Below are 15,623 nucleotides of genomic sequence, written 5' to 3'. Positions count from 1 at the left end.
CTACTCCTCGGCGAGCTCCGCCACCCCGGTCACCCGGTGCAGCGGATACGTGCGTACCTCGTCCGCCGTGTGGTCGTAGGCCGTCACGAAGCCGCCCTCGACGCGGATGGGGGCGATGACGCGCTGGCTGGCGGCGCCCTCGGCGTTGACGTAGCCGATCCACAGGGCCTCGCCGGTCAGGACGGCGGCCTGCATGGTGGCGAGGGTCTCGGCGGAGCTGGTGCGCGGGAGTTCGCCGGTGGCGGGCTGCGGCCGGTCGGTCTGTCTGTGGGGGGTCGTCGCGGCCAGGTCGCCGGCGCGGACGGCCCGGATCGCGGCCGACAGGAGAGTCGCGTCGGGGACCGGGGGGCCGTCCGGGACGGGTTCGGGGGCGGTGCGCGGCGGGGTGCGGTGAGCGTGGGCGCGGGTGATCAGGACGTCGCCCTCCGCGGACTCGGCGGCCGGGGCGAAGCCCATCGCGCGCAGGCCGTCCAGCAGCGACGCCGGGTCGGTCTGCGCGGCCAGCACGGTCGGGGCCAGGCGGCGCAGGCGCAGGCCCGCGGCGCGCTTGTCGGCGAGGATCTCGTTGAGCAGCGCGTCGTCGTCGCAGCGGACGTACGCGGAGGCCGCGCCGACCCGGAGGTGGCCGTGTCTGCGCGCCACGTCGTCGATCAGATACGTCAGCGGCTGCGGCACCGGCGTCCGCGAGTGCGCGGCGAGGAAGGCGTGCAGGTCGGAAGCGGCCTGGCCGGCGTCCAGGGCACGGCGTACCGAGCCGGGGGTGAAGCGGTAGACGGTCGCCCCGCCCTTCGACTCCACGTCGGCCAGGACGTCCAGCACCTCGGCCAGCGACCGCTGCAAGGGCCCCGGGGCCACCGCCGTCAGGTCGGCCTGGAGCAGGACGTGGTCGAGCGGCTCGGGCAGCAGCGGCGCGAGCAGCCGGGCGGCCGCGGCGGACGCGGTGGCCTGCTCGGCGGGGGAGAGGGGCTCGGCGACGGTGGGCCGGTGGTGCACGGGAAGCTTGTCGCCGGGGCCCTGCGGCTCCTTGCCCGGCGTCTTCGGGGCGCTCGCGCCCAGCAACGCCCGCCCGTGCCCCGACAGCGCCCCCCGCCCCGTCACGCCCAGCAGCTCCGCCTCCGTCAACGTCCACTCGGCGAGCCGTGACCGCAGGTCGTCCCCGCGCTGCGGCCCCCGCAGCGGACGCTCCCAGCCCAGCCGGGCCAGCACCGACTCCCTCGACGGCGACGCCCCCTCGGGCAGCCCCGCGAGCAGCGTCAGCACCCGGTGCCGTACCTCCGGCGCGGCGCTGCGGTCGAGTCCCGGGCCCAGCGTCGACAGGGTGCGGTCCTTCGCGTCCCGGCCGCCCACCAGCCCCGGCACCCGGGTCGCCGTCAGCCACGCCTCCGCCAGACGGGTCCAGCGCTGTGCCGGCGGCTGCTCCAGCCACTCGTCGTGGGCCGGGGTCGCCGCGTACCGCTCGTCGGCCTCGCCGTCGGAGGCCAGCAGGCCCGCCGCGTACGCCAGTTCCACCCAGAACGCGGCGACCGGTTCCGCCACGTCCAGCGCGACGGCCGTGCGCTTGAGGTCGCGGACGCTCAGGCCGCCCGCCCGCAGCACCGCGGGCCCGCCCTCATCCCAGTCCTTCAGCAGCTCCTCGACGGTCGCGAGCGCGGTGTACGCCTGCCCGGCCGCCGTCGCGTCCACCACCTGCGGACGGTGGGTCGCCGCGGGCTCCACGGCCGGCGGCAGCGGCGCCACCTCCCGGTGCGCCCGGCCGCCGCGCAGATGCAGGGCCACCTCCCGGGGGAGTACGACCGTCCCGGGCGCCGTCGGCACCAGCAGCCCCAGATCCAGCAGGCGGCGCAGATGGACCGCCGGCTCGGCGGTGACCTGGCCGTACGGCGGACCCCACACCAGCCGCGAGAGCACCTCCCGCGACTCCTCCGGGAGCCCGGCGAGCAGCGCCGACATCCGCCCGCGGTCGGCGAACAGGGCCGTCAGCGACGCCACCGCGGAGACCGCGTCGTGGGTCGAGCCGAGCCCCGCCGCCGTGACGATGTCCTGGATGCGGCCCGGTGACATCCCCGCCGTGGCCTCCTGGACGGTCGGCCCGAGCCCGGTCGGCGAGGGATGCTGCGGCGAGGGCGCGAGCAGCTCACGGGCCGTGCGCACCAGCCGCAGCCGGTCGTCGTCGCCCCACACCAGGGCCTGCTCCCGCAGGGTGCCGAGGGCGCGCGGGAGGGCCGCCGAGACGGCCGGGTCGCCGTCGTCGCCGGCGAGCAGAGCGAGCAGTTCGCCGTAGGGCGCCGGGTCCGCCGCCACCGCCAGCGCCTCCGCCGTCTGGAGCGCGAAACGGTCAAGCCGCTCCAGCGCCCGTACCACCGACGCCCGTGTCCCGGCCCGGGTGGCGAGCTGGGTGAGGTCCGTGGGCACGGGGGTGATGAGGTCGGGGCGGGCACGCAGAAGCGCGGCCAGGGAAACGTCGTCCCTGGCCCGGAGCGCTTCCGCGAGGGAGCGCGGCGGAACGGCCGGGTTGCTCATCCGACCAACGGTAGCGGGTGGCGGGACGGGGCAGGGGTGACGTACCCCGCGTCCGCGCAACCGTCCGGCTCGACGCCGGGGCCCGTCCGATCGGCGGCTGCCTGCGCTAACGTCGTCCCACGGGGTATCCAACGCACCCGCCCCGGAGGGGACTTCGTGGGTATCGAGAGCGACCAGGTCGTCTACGAGTATCTGAGCCGCGTCGGTGATGTCGCGCAGCAGCGGCAGCTGCCGTCGTCCACCCGGATGCGGCTCGTCTCGGAACTGCGCAACGAGATCGACCGGCGGCGCGCCAAGGTCACCGTGGACTCGCCCGCCGCCGTCCGCCGGATCATCGCCAAGTTGGGCAGCCCCGACGAGGTCGTCACCGCCGCCGGCGGCACGGCGGGCAGTGCCCCGCAGGCGCCGGTCGTCGCCATGCCCGTACAGCGGGACCGGGACACGGAGGAGACCGAGCGGCCCAGGGGCCTGCGCAAGGTCGTGCCCCGGCCGCGCCCCGACACCCCGCCACAGCCCGCTCCCGCCCGCGACACCTCCCACGGGCCCCACGTGGCCGGTCTGGACGAACTCGGCGACAGCGCGGCGCAGCCCGACTGGTGGCGGGTGGACAGCAGTCCCTTCGGCGTCGGGGACAGCGTGCCGGGGTTCGTGGGCGGGGTGGAGATCCCGGAGCTGCTGAAGCCTCCGCCGCCCAAGGAGGAGAGGAAACCGGAGCCCGCGCCCGCCGTGGAGCAGGCGGCGCCCGCGCCGGTGGTGAAGACCCGGAAGGCCTGGTGGAGGCCGAAGACGGTCGCCAAGGCCAGGGCCAAGGCCGTGGAGCCGGTCGTCGAGGCCGCCCCGGCCCGCCGCCGGTTCTCCGGTCCCGGCGGCTGGAGCAACCCCCTCCTGCTGCTCGCCGCCGCCCTGCTCGTCGTCGGCGCCGTGCTCGGCAACCTGCTCGTCCTCGTCGTCGGCTGGCTCATCGCGTGGGCCTCGCGCCGGCTGACCGACGCCGAGACCAAATGGGCCGTCGTGTTCCTGCCGAGCCTCTCGCTCACCGCGGGGATCGTCTGGCTGTGGGGACGGAACGAGGGCCGCTGGGGCGAGCCGATCGCCCAGGGCCACATGAACGACGCGGTCGCCGAGACCTGGCCGTGGGTCGTGCGGGGGGCGGCCGTGGCGTCGGCGCTGTTCCTGGTGTGGCGCTCGCAGCGGCGGCGGTAGGGCACGGGGGTCGCGCCAGCGGAGTCAGGCCGCCGGAAATCGTTGTCCGACGGCCGTACGGCTTGGGCACAATGGCTCATATGGCCTCTACAAGCATCACCGCCCCCGGTCCCACCGTCGGCTTCGATCTCGACATGACGCTCATAGACTCCCGCCCCGGCATCCACGCCTGCTGGGTGGAACTGTCCGAGCGGACCGGGACGTACGTCGACGCCGACCTGGTGGTGACGCGGCTCGGGCCGCCGCTGCAGGAGGAGATGGCGTACTGGTTCCCGGGGGACCGGGTCCCGGCCATGGCGGACCTCTACCGCGAGCTCTACCCGACCTACGCCATCACCGGCACCCTGGCGATGCCCGGCGCCCGCGAGGCCATCGGCGCCGTACAGGCGGCGGGCGGGCGGGCGATCGTCGTGACGGCCAAGTGGGAGCCCAACGCCAAGCTGCACATGACGCACCTGGGCCTGGAGCCCGACGCGGTGATCGGCAATCTGTGGGCCGAGCAGAAGGGCGAGGCCCTGCGCGAGCACGGCGCGAGCGTGTACGTCGGGGACCACACGGGCGACGTGCGCGGGGCGCGGATCGCCGAGGCGCTGTCGGTCGCGGTGCCCACCGGCCCGTGCACCGCCGAGGAACTGACCGAGGCCGGAGCCGATGTCGTCCTCGGCGATCTCACCGAGTTTCCGGGGTGGTTTTCGGACTACCGTCCGGACGGCGTTCCGGCCCGCGCCTGACGCCTTCCGGCCGCGACCGATTGCAGCACTCCCGCACCGGCCACCACGAAGCCGACGGCCATGAGCATGCTCAATCCGAACATGTATGTCGGAAAAGGCGTCGTTCCGAGCAGGAACGGGGCCACGGTGACCAGAGTGGCCACCGCGCCGATGAAGAACACGATGGCTCCGGCACGGATCAGTCGGTCACCGGGAGCGGCGGAATTCGTTTGGGTTTTGTCACGCACCGGACCAGGGTAGTTCCCTGCGCGAAGGAACAACCGGGCGACGTCTTGTCACCGGCCTGAAGACCATTAGCCTTGGTACCGGCGGGTCCCGACGACCCGCCCCAGTGCTATCAAGAGCCGTTTCAGAAGCAGTTTTCCGACGAGTACGAGGACGAGGACAGACGTGCCTACCGGCAAGGTCAAGTGGTTCAACAGTGAGAAGGGCTTCGGCTTTCTCTCCCGCGACGACGGCGGCGACGTCTTCGTCCATTCCTCGGTCCTCCCCGCCGGAGTCGAGACGCTGAAGCCCGGGCAGCGGGTGGAGTTCGGAGTGGTCGCGGGGCAGCGCGGTGATCAGGCTCTTTCGGTGGCCGTCCTGGACCCGACCCCCTCGGTCGCGGCGGCGACCCGCAAGAAGCCGGACGAACTGGCCTCCATCGTCCAGGATCTGACGACCCTCCTGGAGAACATCACGCCGATGCTGGAGCGCGGCCGCTACCCCGACAAGGCCGCCGGCGGGAAGATCGCGGGTCTCCTTCGAGCGGTCGCCGACCAACTCGACGTGTAGTGAGCGAGATACGGACCGAGGCACCGTCCCCCCAACTGCTGGAGCACATCCGTCGGCAGCGGCGCCACACCCTGGAACTGCTGACCGTCTGCGCCATCGGACTCGTCCCCTGGACGGTGCTGCTGGCCTTCACGCTGCCCAGCGGGTACACGGTCCGCCAGTGGCGCACCACCTGGGTCGGCTTCGACGTCCTGCTTCTTCTCGCGATGGCCGCCACGGCCCTGCTCGGCTGGCGCCGCCACCGGGGGGTCGTGGTGGCGGCCGTGTCGACGGGTGCCCTGCTGCTCTGCGACGCGTGGTTCGACGTGTCGCTGGCGCTGGGCACCCCGGACGTGTGGTGGTCGGTGGCATTGGCGGTGGGTGTGGAACTCCCGCTGGCGGGCTTCCTGATCCACCGGGTCCTGGAAATGTTGAAACTGGCCCAATGGCCGAACGTCCCAAAGGGGCGCATCAGATAAACGACAACGCGTCGGGCCGCAAAGCAGGCACAAGCCCTTCCGCGGCCGCGCGGGTCAACAGCCCTCGAATCGCCGCATATCCGTCCTCGCCGAGCTCCGCGGTGAACTCGTTGACGTACAGACCGATGTGCTGATCGGCGACCGCGGGATCCATCTCCTGCGCATGCTCCATGACATAAGGCCGGGAAACCTCGGGCTCGTCCCAAGCGGCCCGCACCGACATCCGGATGGACTCGGCGAGCAGCGACAGCCGCTGCGCCCCCAGCGACCGCTTCGCGATGATCGCCCCCAGCGGAATCGGCAGCCCGGTCGTCGACTCCCAGTGCTCGCCCATGTCCGCGAGCTTGTGCAGCCCGTAGTTCTGGAACGTGAACCGGGCCTCGTGGATCACGAGCCCCGCGTCGACCTTCCCGTCCCGCACGGCCGGCATGATCTCGTGGAACGGCAGCACGACGATCTCCCCGACCCCGCCCGGGACCACGTCCGCCGCCCACAGCCGGAACAGCAGATACGCCGTCGACCGCTCGGACGGCACGGCGACGGTACGGCCGGTGAGGTCCACCCCGGCCTCCCGGGTCAGCACCAACGGCCCGCACCCGCGCCCCAGCGCACCCCCGCACGGCAGCAGCGCGTACTCGTCGAGGACGTACGGCAGCACGGCGTACGACACCTTCAGCACATCGAACTCACCGCGCTCCGCCATCCCGTTGGTGACGTCGATGTCGGCGAAGGTCACGTCCAGCGCGGGCGCGCCGGGCACCCGGCCGTGCGCGAGGGCGTCGAAGACGAACGTGTCGTTCGGGCAGGGGGAGTACGCGATCTGCAGCGGCTCAGTCGTCATGGTGTTCCCAACTCTCCAGTAGGGGCGTCAGCTTCCCGAACCCCTCCGTCAGGGCCACGAGCGCGTCGCCGATGCGCCAGGCGGCCCGGTCGCGCGGACCGACCGGGTTGGACACGGCACGGATCTCCAGCACGGGGACCCCGTGGGCCCCGGCCGCCTCGGCGACCCCGAAGCCCTCCATGGCCTCGGCGAGCGCGGTGGGATGGCGCTCGCGCAGGGCGCTCGCGCGGGCGGCCGTACCGGTCACGGTGGAGACGGTGAGCACGGCCCCGGCCCGCGCCCCGGTCGCGGCCGCCGCGGCCCGTACGAGTGCCTCGGGCGGGCGGTGGGTGACGGCCCCGAACCCCAGCTCGGTCACCGGCACGAACCCGTCGGCGGTCTCCGCCCCGAGATCGGCCGCGGTGATCTCGTCGGCGACGACGAGGGAGCCGACCGGCGCGTGCGGCAGGAAGCCGCCGCCGATCCCGGCGGAGACCACCAGGCCGTAGGGAGCATCCGCCAGGGCGGCCCGGGTGAGCGCGGTGGCGGTGCGGGCGGCGGCGAGAGCGGGCCCGACCCCCACGGCGAGGACGTCGACGTCCGGCACCGGGCCCGCGAACGCACGGGCCACCGCGTCCCGTTCGACCGGGACGGCGGTGGCCACGAGGATGCGCATCGGATTCGGCGGATCAGTAGTCGGAGTTCTCCAGCTTGAAGTTCCACACGCCCTTGTACGCCTTGCTCTCGCCGGAGGACTGCTTGTCCTGCTCGACGATGCTGATGTACAGCGTCTTCTGCGGGGCCTGGCCCTGCTGCTGGGCGAAGAGGTCGACGCCGTCGAAGGCGTAGTACGTCTTCTTGTACGCGTACGTCATCTGCTGGCCGTTGATCCACAGCGCCCAGCCGGTGTCCGCGATCTTCTCGTCGACGCCGACGCGCAGGGTCTCGCTCTGCTTGACCTTGATCGTCTTGACGTCCGACTTCTCCAGGGCGCACTTGGCGGCCTTCGCCTTGCCGAGGTCGTTGCCGTCGTCGTAGCAGACGGCCTCGGAGCTCACCGAGGTCGAACCGACCGTGACGGTGACGCGCGGCGTCGGCTTGTCGCAGGCCGACAGGACGAGCAGTCCGGCGGAAACGAGGCCGGCGGCGGCGACGGCGCGGCGGCGTCGCACAGCGGATTGCAGCGTGGTCATGGCGGAAGGCTATCGGGCGGGTACAGCAGTCTCTTTATGCGGGGTGCGGCGAGCCCTGTTCGTTACGCCACTCGCGCCGTGGAGGAGCTGCCGTGCCGGGCCGAGCTGAGCAGTCCCCTCGCGGTGGCCAGCCAGCCCGCGGCGACGACCGCGGCGGCCACCGAGAGGCCGAGATAGCCGTTGAGCGGCATCACGATGCCGACCGCGCCCCCGAACACCCAGGACACCTGGAGCAGCGTCTCGGAGCGGGCGAACGCCGAGGTGCGGACCAGTTCCGGCACGTCCCGCTGGATCAGCGCGTCCAGGGACAGCTTGGACAGGGCCTGCGAGAACCCGGCGACCGCGGCCAGACACGCCACCAGGAACGCCCCGAAGAAGATCGCCGCCGTGATCGCCGCGCCCACCACGATGGCCACCACCGTGAAGATGATGATCTCCGGCGCCCGTGACCTGAGCCAGGCGCCGACCGCCGTGCCGAGCGCGTTGCCCGCGCCCGCCGACACGGCCACCAGGCCCAGCGAGACCGCCGCGCTCTGGCCGGTCAGCGGATGCTCGCGCAGCAGGAAGGCGAGGAAGAAGGTGAGGAAGCCGGACAGCCAGCGCAGGGCGGCGTTCGCGCCGAGGGCGTGGGTGACGGCGGTGCCGACCGTGCGCAGTCCGGGCCGCTTGAGCGGTTTGAGGTGCGGGCCGTGCAGATGTTCCTCGTCGGCGGCGAGCAGGGCCACGTCCTCGCCCTTGGCGGAGTCGACCTTCGGCGGCAGCGAGAAGGACAGGAACATACCGGCGATGAAGATCACGAAGGCGCCGTAGAGCGGCCAGCGCGGTCCGATGGCCTGGAGCCCCGCGCCCACGGGGGCCGCGATCCCGGTGGCCAGCAGTCCGCCGAGGGTGACGCGGGAGTTCGCCTTGACGAGGGAGAAGCGGGGCGGGAGCAGACGGGGCACGACCGCGCTTCTGACGACGCCGTACGCCTTGGAGGCCACCAGTACGCCGAGGGCCGCCGGATACAGCTCCAGGCTGCCCGTGGCGACCGCCCCGGCGATGATCAGCGCCAGCAGCGCCCGGGCGAGCATGGCGCCCGCCATGGCGGCGCGGCGGCCGTGCGGAAGGCGGTCGAGAAGGGGGCCGATCACGGGCGCGAGGACCGTGAAGGGCGCCATGGTGATCGCGAGGTACAGGGCGACGCGCCCCCGGGCCTCGTCGGTCGGCACCGAGAAGAACACCGTCGAGGCCAGCGCGACGGTGATCATCACGTCACCCGCGCCGTTGACGGCGTGCAGTTCGATCAATTTGCCGAGGCCGGACTCGCCCGCCCCGTGCGCGTGGGTCGCCTTGCGGATGCCGCGGGCCGTACCGGTGAACGGGAAGTGCAGGGCACGGCCGACGGCGCGCACGGGCCCGGTCATCTGGGTAATCCGGCCCGAACCGCCACCGATCCCGGTGGCTCCCTGGGGTGTCCTCGCGGCTGCCACCCCGTCATAGTGCCCCGAGAAAGCTGTGAGTAGTGCGGTTACCGCGCGTATGAACGCATATGAAGTGCCACCGCAGACCCACTGGAGGCAACGAACCATCACGTCGGTGTAGGCCGAGCGGCGGCGAACAGGTAGCGTGCGTAGCGCGCCGTGGCGAACGTTCTCGGCCGCGCGCCTCTCCGGCATCCCGCAGAATGGATGGAGCAGGTGCGCCCGAGCGCGACCGGGCGCGGACGTCGACGCGGTCCTCCGGTCCGCTCCGTCCGCACCCACCGCCTTCAGGCCGGCGCACCCGAGTGACGGCGTAGGAGAGAAGCGATACCTGTGAGCGCAGCGACAACGCGAAGCCGCACCCCCGACCGCCTGTGCGCAGAGGCCGTCGACCTCGCCCGCACCGCCGCCGAGGAGGCCGCCGCGCCCGGTGTGGTGGGCGAGCACGCGGGCCTGGTCTCCGAGGGAGACCGTGTCGTCACGCACTTCTTCGAGTGCAAGGAGCTCGGGTACCGGGGCTGGCGCTGGGCCGTGACGGTCGCGCGCGCCTCCCGCGCGAAGCTCGTGACGCTGGACGAGGTCGTCCTGCTCCCTGGCCCGGACGCCCTGCTGGCACCGGAGTGGGTGCCCTGGAGCGAACGCCTGCGCCCCGGCGACATGGGCCCCGGCGATCTGCTCCCCACCGACGCCGAGGACCTGCGCCTGGAGCCCGGCTACACCGGCGAGGACGAGCCGCTGCCGAGCGCGCCGGTCTCCGAGGAGATGGCCGAGCTGGTCGAGGCGGAGGACGCGGAGCTCACCGCGGGCACCGTCTCGAACCTCCCGGTGGCCCCGACCCGCGGCTCGATCGCCGCGGTCGCCGAGGAACTGGGCATGCGCCGCGCCCGGGTCCTGTCCCGCTACGGCCTGCACATCGCCGCCGACCGCTGGGAGGAGTCCTTCGGCGGGAAGACGCCGATGGCCCAGGCGGCCCCGGCGACCTGCGCCAGCTGCGGCTTCCTGGTCCCGCTGGGCGGCTCGCTCGGCCAGGCCTTCGGCCTGTGCGCGAACGAGTTCTCCCCCGCGGACGGCCGCGTGGTCTCGCTGTCCTACGGCTGCGGGGGCCACTCGGAAGCGGCCGTCATGCCGAAGCCCCCGCAGCCTGCCCCGCCGGTGATCGACGAGACCCGGGTGGACCCGTTCCCGCTGCGACCGGCATCCGACTCGGGGTCGGTGCCGGCGCTGGCGGACGAGGACACGGCGGAGCTGGGTCACTCGTAGGACCGGGTCACTCGCAGGAAGGGCGCGGGCTCAGGGACGCTGGAGCACCCGGTCCACCACACCGTCGGCGACGATGTACTGCGACTGGTCGTAGACCTTGGTCGTCAGTTTCGTCGTGGTCCGCTCACGCAAGCCCAGGTAGCGGTAGGTCTTCGCGTCGAAGAGCAGTACCCGCCCGCCGTCCCGCCAGGGGGTGCCGCGCGGGCCGACGTACCGGACACCGATGGCCGTGTGCCCGTTGAACTCGGTCCGGTCCGGCAGCACCTCGACCCCGGGGACGGCGGCGAGTGCCTCGAACGCCGCGGAGCGCAGTCCCTTGGGCAGGACGGGGGCGCGGAGCAGCCCGGAGAGGAAGAGCTGAACCTTCGGCCACTCGTCGGCCCGGGTCTTCCGGCCGAAGGCGGGCTTGGTGCCCGCCTCGCGCAGGACGATCGTCAGCCTGCCCGGGTCGAGGGGCAGTTGCTCCAGCTTCGACCACTGGCTCGGCGGCCAGGAGTACTGACCCTTCTGGGCAGGCGGCACCCACTGGGTGTGGCCCAGCTCGCTGACGTAGGACTTCTTGGAGCCGTCGACCGAGCTCCAGCTCTCGTCGACGTACGTCTTCACGTGACCGCCCGAGACCGGCTTGAGCTCGATGACCTCCTTCGTGTAGATGAACTGGTCGTCGCGCGGGGCGAGCGGCTTCTCGGTCCGCAGTGCCTCGGCCGCCGCCCCCCGCAGCACGGTGGTCGCGCTGACGGTCTGGGTGCGGGGCGCGTTCTCCCCGGTGTTCTGGGCGACCACCACGGTCGCGGTGACCGCGGCCGCCGCGGCGCAGGCCACGGCGATCCGCAGCAGCGGACGGCGGCCGACGGCACGGCCGGTGGCGGGTGTCGTGGCCGGGGCCCGCATCGCCTGGTAGAGGCGGAAGCGGGCGCGGGCGCGGGCGGTGTCCGTGAGAGGGGGCGCGTCCGCGTCCCACTCCCTCAGAAGCTCGATCTCATTCATCGTCGGATTCCTCTCGGAGAGCGGTCGGATCGGATCCGCCCAATGCCTCACGAAGTTTTCTGCGAGCCCGGTGCAGTCGTGACCGGACCGTCCCCACCGGCACGCCGAGGGCGGCAGCGACCTCCTCGTAGCCGAGGTCGGCCCAGGCGACCAGCAGCAGCACGTCCCGGTGCCGGGCGGGCAACCGGGCGAGGGCACCGGCGAGTTCGCCGCTGACCGCCTGGGCGCTGACCCGGGCCGCCACCCGGTCCGCGACCGTCTCCTCGGCCGCACCGCCGGGGGCCGCCGGAGGCAGCCGGCCCAGCGTCCTCAGCCGCCGGGCCTCGGCCCTGCGGTGCCGGCCGATGAGGTTGGTGGCGATACCGAACAGCCAGGGACGGGCGTCGGACGCCTCCGTGCGGTACCGGAAGCGCTGCTGGAACGCGGTGGTGAAGGTCTCCGCCATCACGTCCTCGGCCGCCTCCGCACCCAGCCGGCGCGCCGCGTAACGGTGCACCGAGTCGGCGTGGCGGTCGAAGAGCAAGGCGAAGGTCTCGGGCTCGTCCCACGACCGTTCGATCACCGAGGCGTCGCTGTCCTGCCCCACCCTGACGCCTGGTTCGACGGTCATCGGGGCTCCTTTCGTCGCTGTGGCGCTGTGAAGCTCGGGCTTTCACCGGTACTTCGCCGCACGCGGGAATCCGGTTCCCTCGGGGACGAGGTGTGAGGGCCGCTGGGGCGGCGTTTCCGTCCTTGCTCGTCGCGGTACCTTCATCGTCACGCCGATGAGGAGAGTCAACGTGAGCAAGTTCGTGCGGCCCGCTGCCGAGGGTGCCGACCCGTTCGGGACCGCCCGGCTCCGGCGAGGGGTGCTGGACGCCTGGGCCACCAGCCCCGCCCGGTTCCGGGAGGACGCCAACGCCGAGGAGGATCTCGTCCTCGGCGGGTACCGGGACCGACTCGTCGTCGAGCTCGCGCAGAACGCCGCCGACGCGGCGGCCAGGGCGGGCGTGCCGGGACGGCTCCGGCTCACCCTCCGCGAGGGCGTCCTGTTCGCGGCCAACACCGGTGCCCCGCTGGACGCGACCGGCGTCGAGTCCCTCTCCACGCTCCGGGCCTCCGCCAAGCGCGACCACGCGGACGGCTCGGTCGGCCGCTTCGGCGTCGGCTTCGCCGCCGTGCTCGCCGTCACCGACGAGCCCGCGGTCGTAGGCCGCCACGGCGGGGTCCGCTGGTCCCTCGCCGAGGCCCGCGAGCACGCCGCCGAGACCGCCCGCCACAGCCCCGGCCTCGGCGACGAGATCCGCCGCCGCGACGGCCATGTCCCGCTGCTGCGGCTCCCGTTCGCCGCCGAGGGCACCGCGCCCGACCCCTACGACACGGTCGTCATCCTCCCCCTGCGCGACACCGCCGCCGCCGACCTCGCCGAGCGCCTGCTGAACGCCGTCGACGACGCCCTGCTCCTCGCCCTCCCCGGGCTGGAGGAGGTCGTGATCGAGACCGACACGACCCGCACGATCAGCCGCCGCACCGAGGGCGAGCTCACCGTCGTGGAGGACTCGCGCGACGGTACGACCCGGTGGCGTACCGCGGCCGCGCACGGCCCGCTCACCCCCGAACTGCTCGCCGGCCGGCCCGTCGAGGAGCGGCTGCGGCCGCACTGGTCGCTGACCTGGGCCGTGCCCGCCGACCCCGACGGCACCCCGGCCCACCCCCGCACCAGCCCCGTCGTGCACGCCCCGACGCCCAGCGACGAACCGCTCGGCGTCCCCGCGCTGCTCATCGCGTCCTTCCCGCTGGACACCACCCGCCGGCACGCCGCCCCCGGGCCCCTCACCGACTTCCTCGTGCAGCGCGCGGCGGACGTGTACGCCGAACTCCTCGCCGGCTGGCGGCCGGTGAGCGAGGGGATCATCGCGCTGGTGCCCGGCCCGCTGGGGAAGGGCGAGCTGGACGGGGCGCTGCGGGCGGCGATTCTCGACCGCCTCCCGCGGACCGCGTTTCTCCCACCCGCGCTCGACCCGGGCGACGACTCGGAACTGCCCGAGGCCCTGCGCCCGCGCGAGGCCGAGGTCGTCGAGGGCGCGGGCGCCGACACCGTACGGGTGCTCGCCGAGGTGCTGCCCACCCTGCTGCCCGCCGGTCTCGAACGGAGGGTGGAACTGCGCACCTTGGGCGTCGCCCGGGTCCCGCTGACCGACGCCATCGACCGGCTCGCGGGCCTGGAGAAGGAACCGGAGTGGTGGCAGCGGCTCTACGACAGCCTCGCGGGCGTCGACCCCGACCGGCTCTCCGGCCTTCCCGTGCCGCTCGCCGACGGCCGTACGACGATCGGGCCCCGGCAGGTGCTGCTGCCCACGTCGGACGGCCCCCTGATCGACGCCGAGGTCCTCGCCCGGCTCGGCCTCAAGGTCGCCCACCCGGCCGCCGCCCACCCGCTCCTGGAGAAGCTGGGCGCGCTGCCCGCGACTGCGCGCGCGGTGCTCACCACCCCCCAGGTGCGGGCCGCCGTGGCCGCCTCGCTGGACGACGACGGAGGCATGAGCTGGGAGCAGGACACCCCGGACGCCGAAGAGCTGGCGGACACCGTCCTCGCGCTCGTCCGGGACGCGGGCCTGGAGCCCGGCGAGGAGCCGTGGCTGGGCGCGCTCGCGCTGCCCGACGAGGAGGGGGAGCCGGTCCCCGCCGGTGAACTCGTGCTGCCCGGCAGCCCGTTCGCGCGAGTCATGCGCGAGGACGAACTCGCCTTCGTGGACGCCGATCTGGCCCGGAAGTGGGGCGAACAACCCCTCGCCGCCTGCGGGGTGCTCGCCAACTTCGCCCTGGTCCGCGCCACGGACGTGGTCCTTGACCCGGACGAACTGGAGCCCCGCGAGGGCGACTTCGCCGAACCGGACGACGCCGGGCTCCTGGACGCCGTGGACGTGTGGTGCGAGGACATCCTCGACCGCTTCCCTGACACCCCGGTACCGCCGGTCGCCACCGAACTGGTCGCCGTACGCGATCTCGACCTGGTCGACGAGGACAAGTGGCCCGAGGCCCTGGCCCTGCTGGCCCGGCCGCCCCTGCGGGACGCGCTCACCCAGCAGGTCCGCGTCCTCCTGCCGGACGGTACGCACGAGGTCGTACGGCCGTACACCGCCTGGTGGCTGCGCGGGAACCCGGTGCTCGACGGCCGCCGCCCGGCCGGTCTGCTGGCGGCCGGGGGAGACCCCCTGCTGCGCGGGCTTTACGACGAGGCGGACGCGACCGGCTTCGACGACGAGCAGGTGCTGCGGGCGCTGGGCGTACGGACCTCGGTGGCCGCGCTGCTGGCGGAGCCGGGCGGGGCGGCGGAACTCCTGGACCGCCTCGCCGACCCCGGCCGTCCGGTGACGGCGTCCCAACTGCACGCCCTCTACAGCGCGTTGGCCGATCTGGACCCCGAGCAGGTCACCCTGCCCGACGAGCTGCGGGCCGTGACCGACGGCCGGGTGGGGGTCGTGGACGCCGCCGACGCGGTGGTTGTCGACTCCCCGGACCTGCTCCCCTTCACGCAGGGCGTCCCCCTGCTGCCGGTCCGCCCGTCCCGGGCCGCCGAACTGGCCGAACTCTTCCAGGTCCGCCGCCTCAGCGAGTCCGTCACCGGTTCCGTCGACTCCGAGGGCACCGAGCACGACGTACCGGAGCCGGTCGGGGTGCTGCTGGGTGCCCGTACCCCGTCGACCTACGTCGAGCACGACGAACTCGTCGTCGACGGCGTGGAGATCGACTGGCGCCTGACGAACGACGGTGTCCTGCACGCCTCGACCCTGGAGGGCGTGGCCGCGGGTCTGGCCTGGGCGGCGGGGCAGTGGCCACGGCGCTTCGAGGTGGCGGCCCTGCTGGAGGACCCGACCCGCACGGAGGAACTGGCGCGGGACCGCTGGTTCGACTGAACAAGGGGGGCCGTCCTGGGCGGACGGTCCCCGCATCTTCCCTCAGTCCGCGCGGGGGTCCAGGAAGTAGTCGTACTTCTCCAGGTCGAGCGTGATCCCGGTCAGCCGTCGGACGCGCTCGGCGTGCTCCCGCGTGAGCGGATGTACATCGACCAACTGCTCCAGCGGGATCCCGAGGAGTTCCGCCCAGGCCGTCCCGCCGACCGCGGTGACGTCGGTGGACGAGTCCGGACGGTCGGCGTCCTTCGGATAACGGCTGACGCTGTAAACGATGCTCACACAAATTTCTTACCACGCATGCAACGCGTCGGCCCGGCC

15 protein-coding genes are annotated in these 15,623 nt (G+C 73.4%); 6 read left to right on the top strand and 9 right to left on the bottom strand.

Features of this window, described 5'->3' with window-relative positions:
* A complete protein-coding gene (locus H293_RS0136940; protein ID WP_020122833.1) occupies positions 1–2,520 on the bottom strand; it encodes a helicase C-terminal domain-containing protein in 2,520 nt (839 codons plus the stop codon).
* 156 nt (positions 2,521–2,676) lie between these two features.
* On the opposite strand from H293_RS0136940, the gene H293_RS0136935 reads away from it, so the two are divergent.
* Both H293_RS0136935 and H293_RS0136930 read left to right on the top strand, forming a co-directional pair.
* On the top strand, positions 2,677–3,723 hold the full coding sequence (locus tag H293_RS0136935) for a hypothetical protein (RefSeq protein WP_020122832.1): 1,047 nt from the start codon (positions 2,677–2,679) through the stop codon (positions 3,721–3,723).
* Positions 3,724–3,803: 80 nt separating this feature from the next.
* Positions 3,804–4,454 carry an HAD family hydrolase gene (locus tag H293_RS0136930; protein WP_020122831.1) on the top strand — a complete coding sequence of 217 codons (651 nt, stop codon included), beginning with the start codon at positions 3,804–3,806 and terminating at the stop codon, positions 4,452–4,454.
* Here H293_RS0136930 and H293_RS0136925 read toward each other — a convergent pair.
* On the bottom strand, positions 4,421–4,681 hold the full coding sequence (locus H293_RS0136925) for a hypothetical protein (RefSeq protein ID WP_007382864.1): 261 nt from the start codon (positions 4,679–4,681) through the stop codon (positions 4,421–4,423). The genes H293_RS0136930 and H293_RS0136925 overlap by 34 nt on opposite strands.
* Positions 4,682–4,844: 163 nt before the next feature.
* On the opposite strand from H293_RS0136925, the gene H293_RS61515 reads away from it, so the two are divergent.
* Both H293_RS61515 and H293_RS0136915 read left to right on the top strand, forming a co-directional pair.
* Positions 4,845–5,228 carry a cold-shock protein gene (locus H293_RS61515; RefSeq protein WP_020122829.1) on the top strand — a complete coding sequence of 128 codons (384 nt, stop codon included), beginning with the start codon at positions 4,845–4,847 and terminating at the stop codon, positions 5,226–5,228.
* A complete protein-coding gene (locus tag H293_RS0136915) occupies positions 5,228–5,686 on the top strand; it encodes a hypothetical protein (RefSeq protein ID WP_020122828.1) in 459 nt (152 codons plus the stop codon). The genes H293_RS61515 and H293_RS0136915 overlap by 1 nt, the downstream gene beginning before the upstream one ends.
* On the opposite strand, the gene H293_RS0136910 is transcribed toward H293_RS0136915, so the two are convergent.
* The 4 genes from H293_RS0136910 to H293_RS0136895 all read right to left on the bottom strand — a co-directional run bounded on the left by H293_RS0136910 (position 5,679) and on the right by H293_RS0136895 (position 9,171).
* Entirely contained in the window at positions 5,679–6,527 is an 849-nt protein-coding gene (locus H293_RS0136910) for a 1,4-dihydroxy-6-naphthoate synthase (RefSeq protein WP_020122827.1), read from the bottom strand. The two genes, H293_RS0136915 and H293_RS0136910, sit on opposite strands and share 8 nt — an antisense overlap.
* The gene (locus H293_RS0136905; protein ID WP_020122826.1) at positions 6,517–7,182 is read right to left on the bottom strand and encodes a futalosine hydrolase; all 666 of its coding nucleotides are present in this window, start codon (positions 7,180–7,182) and stop codon (positions 6,517–6,519) included. Before H293_RS0136905 ends, H293_RS0136910 begins: the two co-directional genes overlap by 11 nt.
* 13 nt (positions 7,183–7,195) lie before the next feature.
* Complete coding sequence (locus tag H293_RS0136900) at positions 7,196–7,699, bottom strand: hypothetical protein (protein ID WP_020122825.1); 504 nt, start codon at positions 7,697–7,699, stop codon at positions 7,196–7,198.
* A gap of 62 nt (positions 7,700–7,761) precedes the next feature.
* The gene (locus H293_RS0136895) at positions 7,762–9,171 is read right to left on the bottom strand and encodes an MFS transporter (protein WP_199790240.1); all 1,410 of its coding nucleotides are present in this window, start codon (positions 9,169–9,171) and stop codon (positions 7,762–7,764) included.
* Positions 9,172–9,495: 324 nt separating this feature from the next.
* On the opposite strand from H293_RS0136895, the gene H293_RS0136890 reads away from it, so the two are divergent.
* Positions 9,496–10,422, top strand: coding sequence for a DUF3027 domain-containing protein (locus H293_RS0136890; RefSeq protein ID WP_020122823.1), 927 nt, complete (start codon positions 9,496–9,498; stop codon positions 10,420–10,422).
* 30 nt (positions 10,423–10,452) lie between these two features.
* Here the strand turns inward: H293_RS0136890 and H293_RS0136885 are convergent, their stop codons facing one another.
* On the bottom strand, positions 10,453–11,409 hold the full coding sequence (locus tag H293_RS0136885) for a CU044_5270 family protein (RefSeq protein ID WP_020122822.1): 957 nt from the start codon (positions 11,407–11,409) through the stop codon (positions 10,453–10,455).
* Positions 11,402–12,019 (bottom strand): RNA polymerase sigma factor, encoded by a 618-nt coding sequence (locus H293_RS0136880; RefSeq protein WP_020122821.1) that lies wholly within the window; start codon positions 12,017–12,019, stop codon positions 11,402–11,404. The genes H293_RS0136885 and H293_RS0136880 overlap by 8 nt, the downstream gene beginning before the upstream one ends.
* A gap of 154 nt (positions 12,020–12,173) precedes the next feature.
* On the opposite strand from H293_RS0136880, the gene H293_RS0136875 reads away from it, so the two are divergent.
* Complete coding sequence (locus H293_RS0136875; protein ID WP_078612774.1) at positions 12,174–15,305, top strand: sacsin N-terminal ATP-binding-like domain-containing protein; 3,132 nt, start codon at positions 12,174–12,176, stop codon at positions 15,303–15,305.
* A gap of 42 nt (positions 15,306–15,347) precedes the next feature.
* On the opposite strand, the gene H293_RS0136870 is transcribed toward H293_RS0136875, so the two are convergent.
* A complete protein-coding gene (locus tag H293_RS0136870) occupies positions 15,348–15,584 on the bottom strand; it encodes a DUF7683 domain-containing protein (protein ID WP_020122819.1) in 237 nt (78 codons plus the stop codon).
* Between the last annotated feature and the right edge of the window lie 39 nt (positions 15,585–15,623).

Origin of the sequence: Streptomyces canus 299MFChir4.1 (genome assembly GCF_000383615.1) — a bacterium.
Classification (GTDB): domain Bacteria; phylum Actinomycetota; class Actinomycetes; order Streptomycetales; family Streptomycetaceae; genus Streptomyces; species Streptomyces canus_C.
Note: the sequence above shows the minus strand (reverse complement) of the source record. Positions and strands in the feature narration are given on the sequence as shown.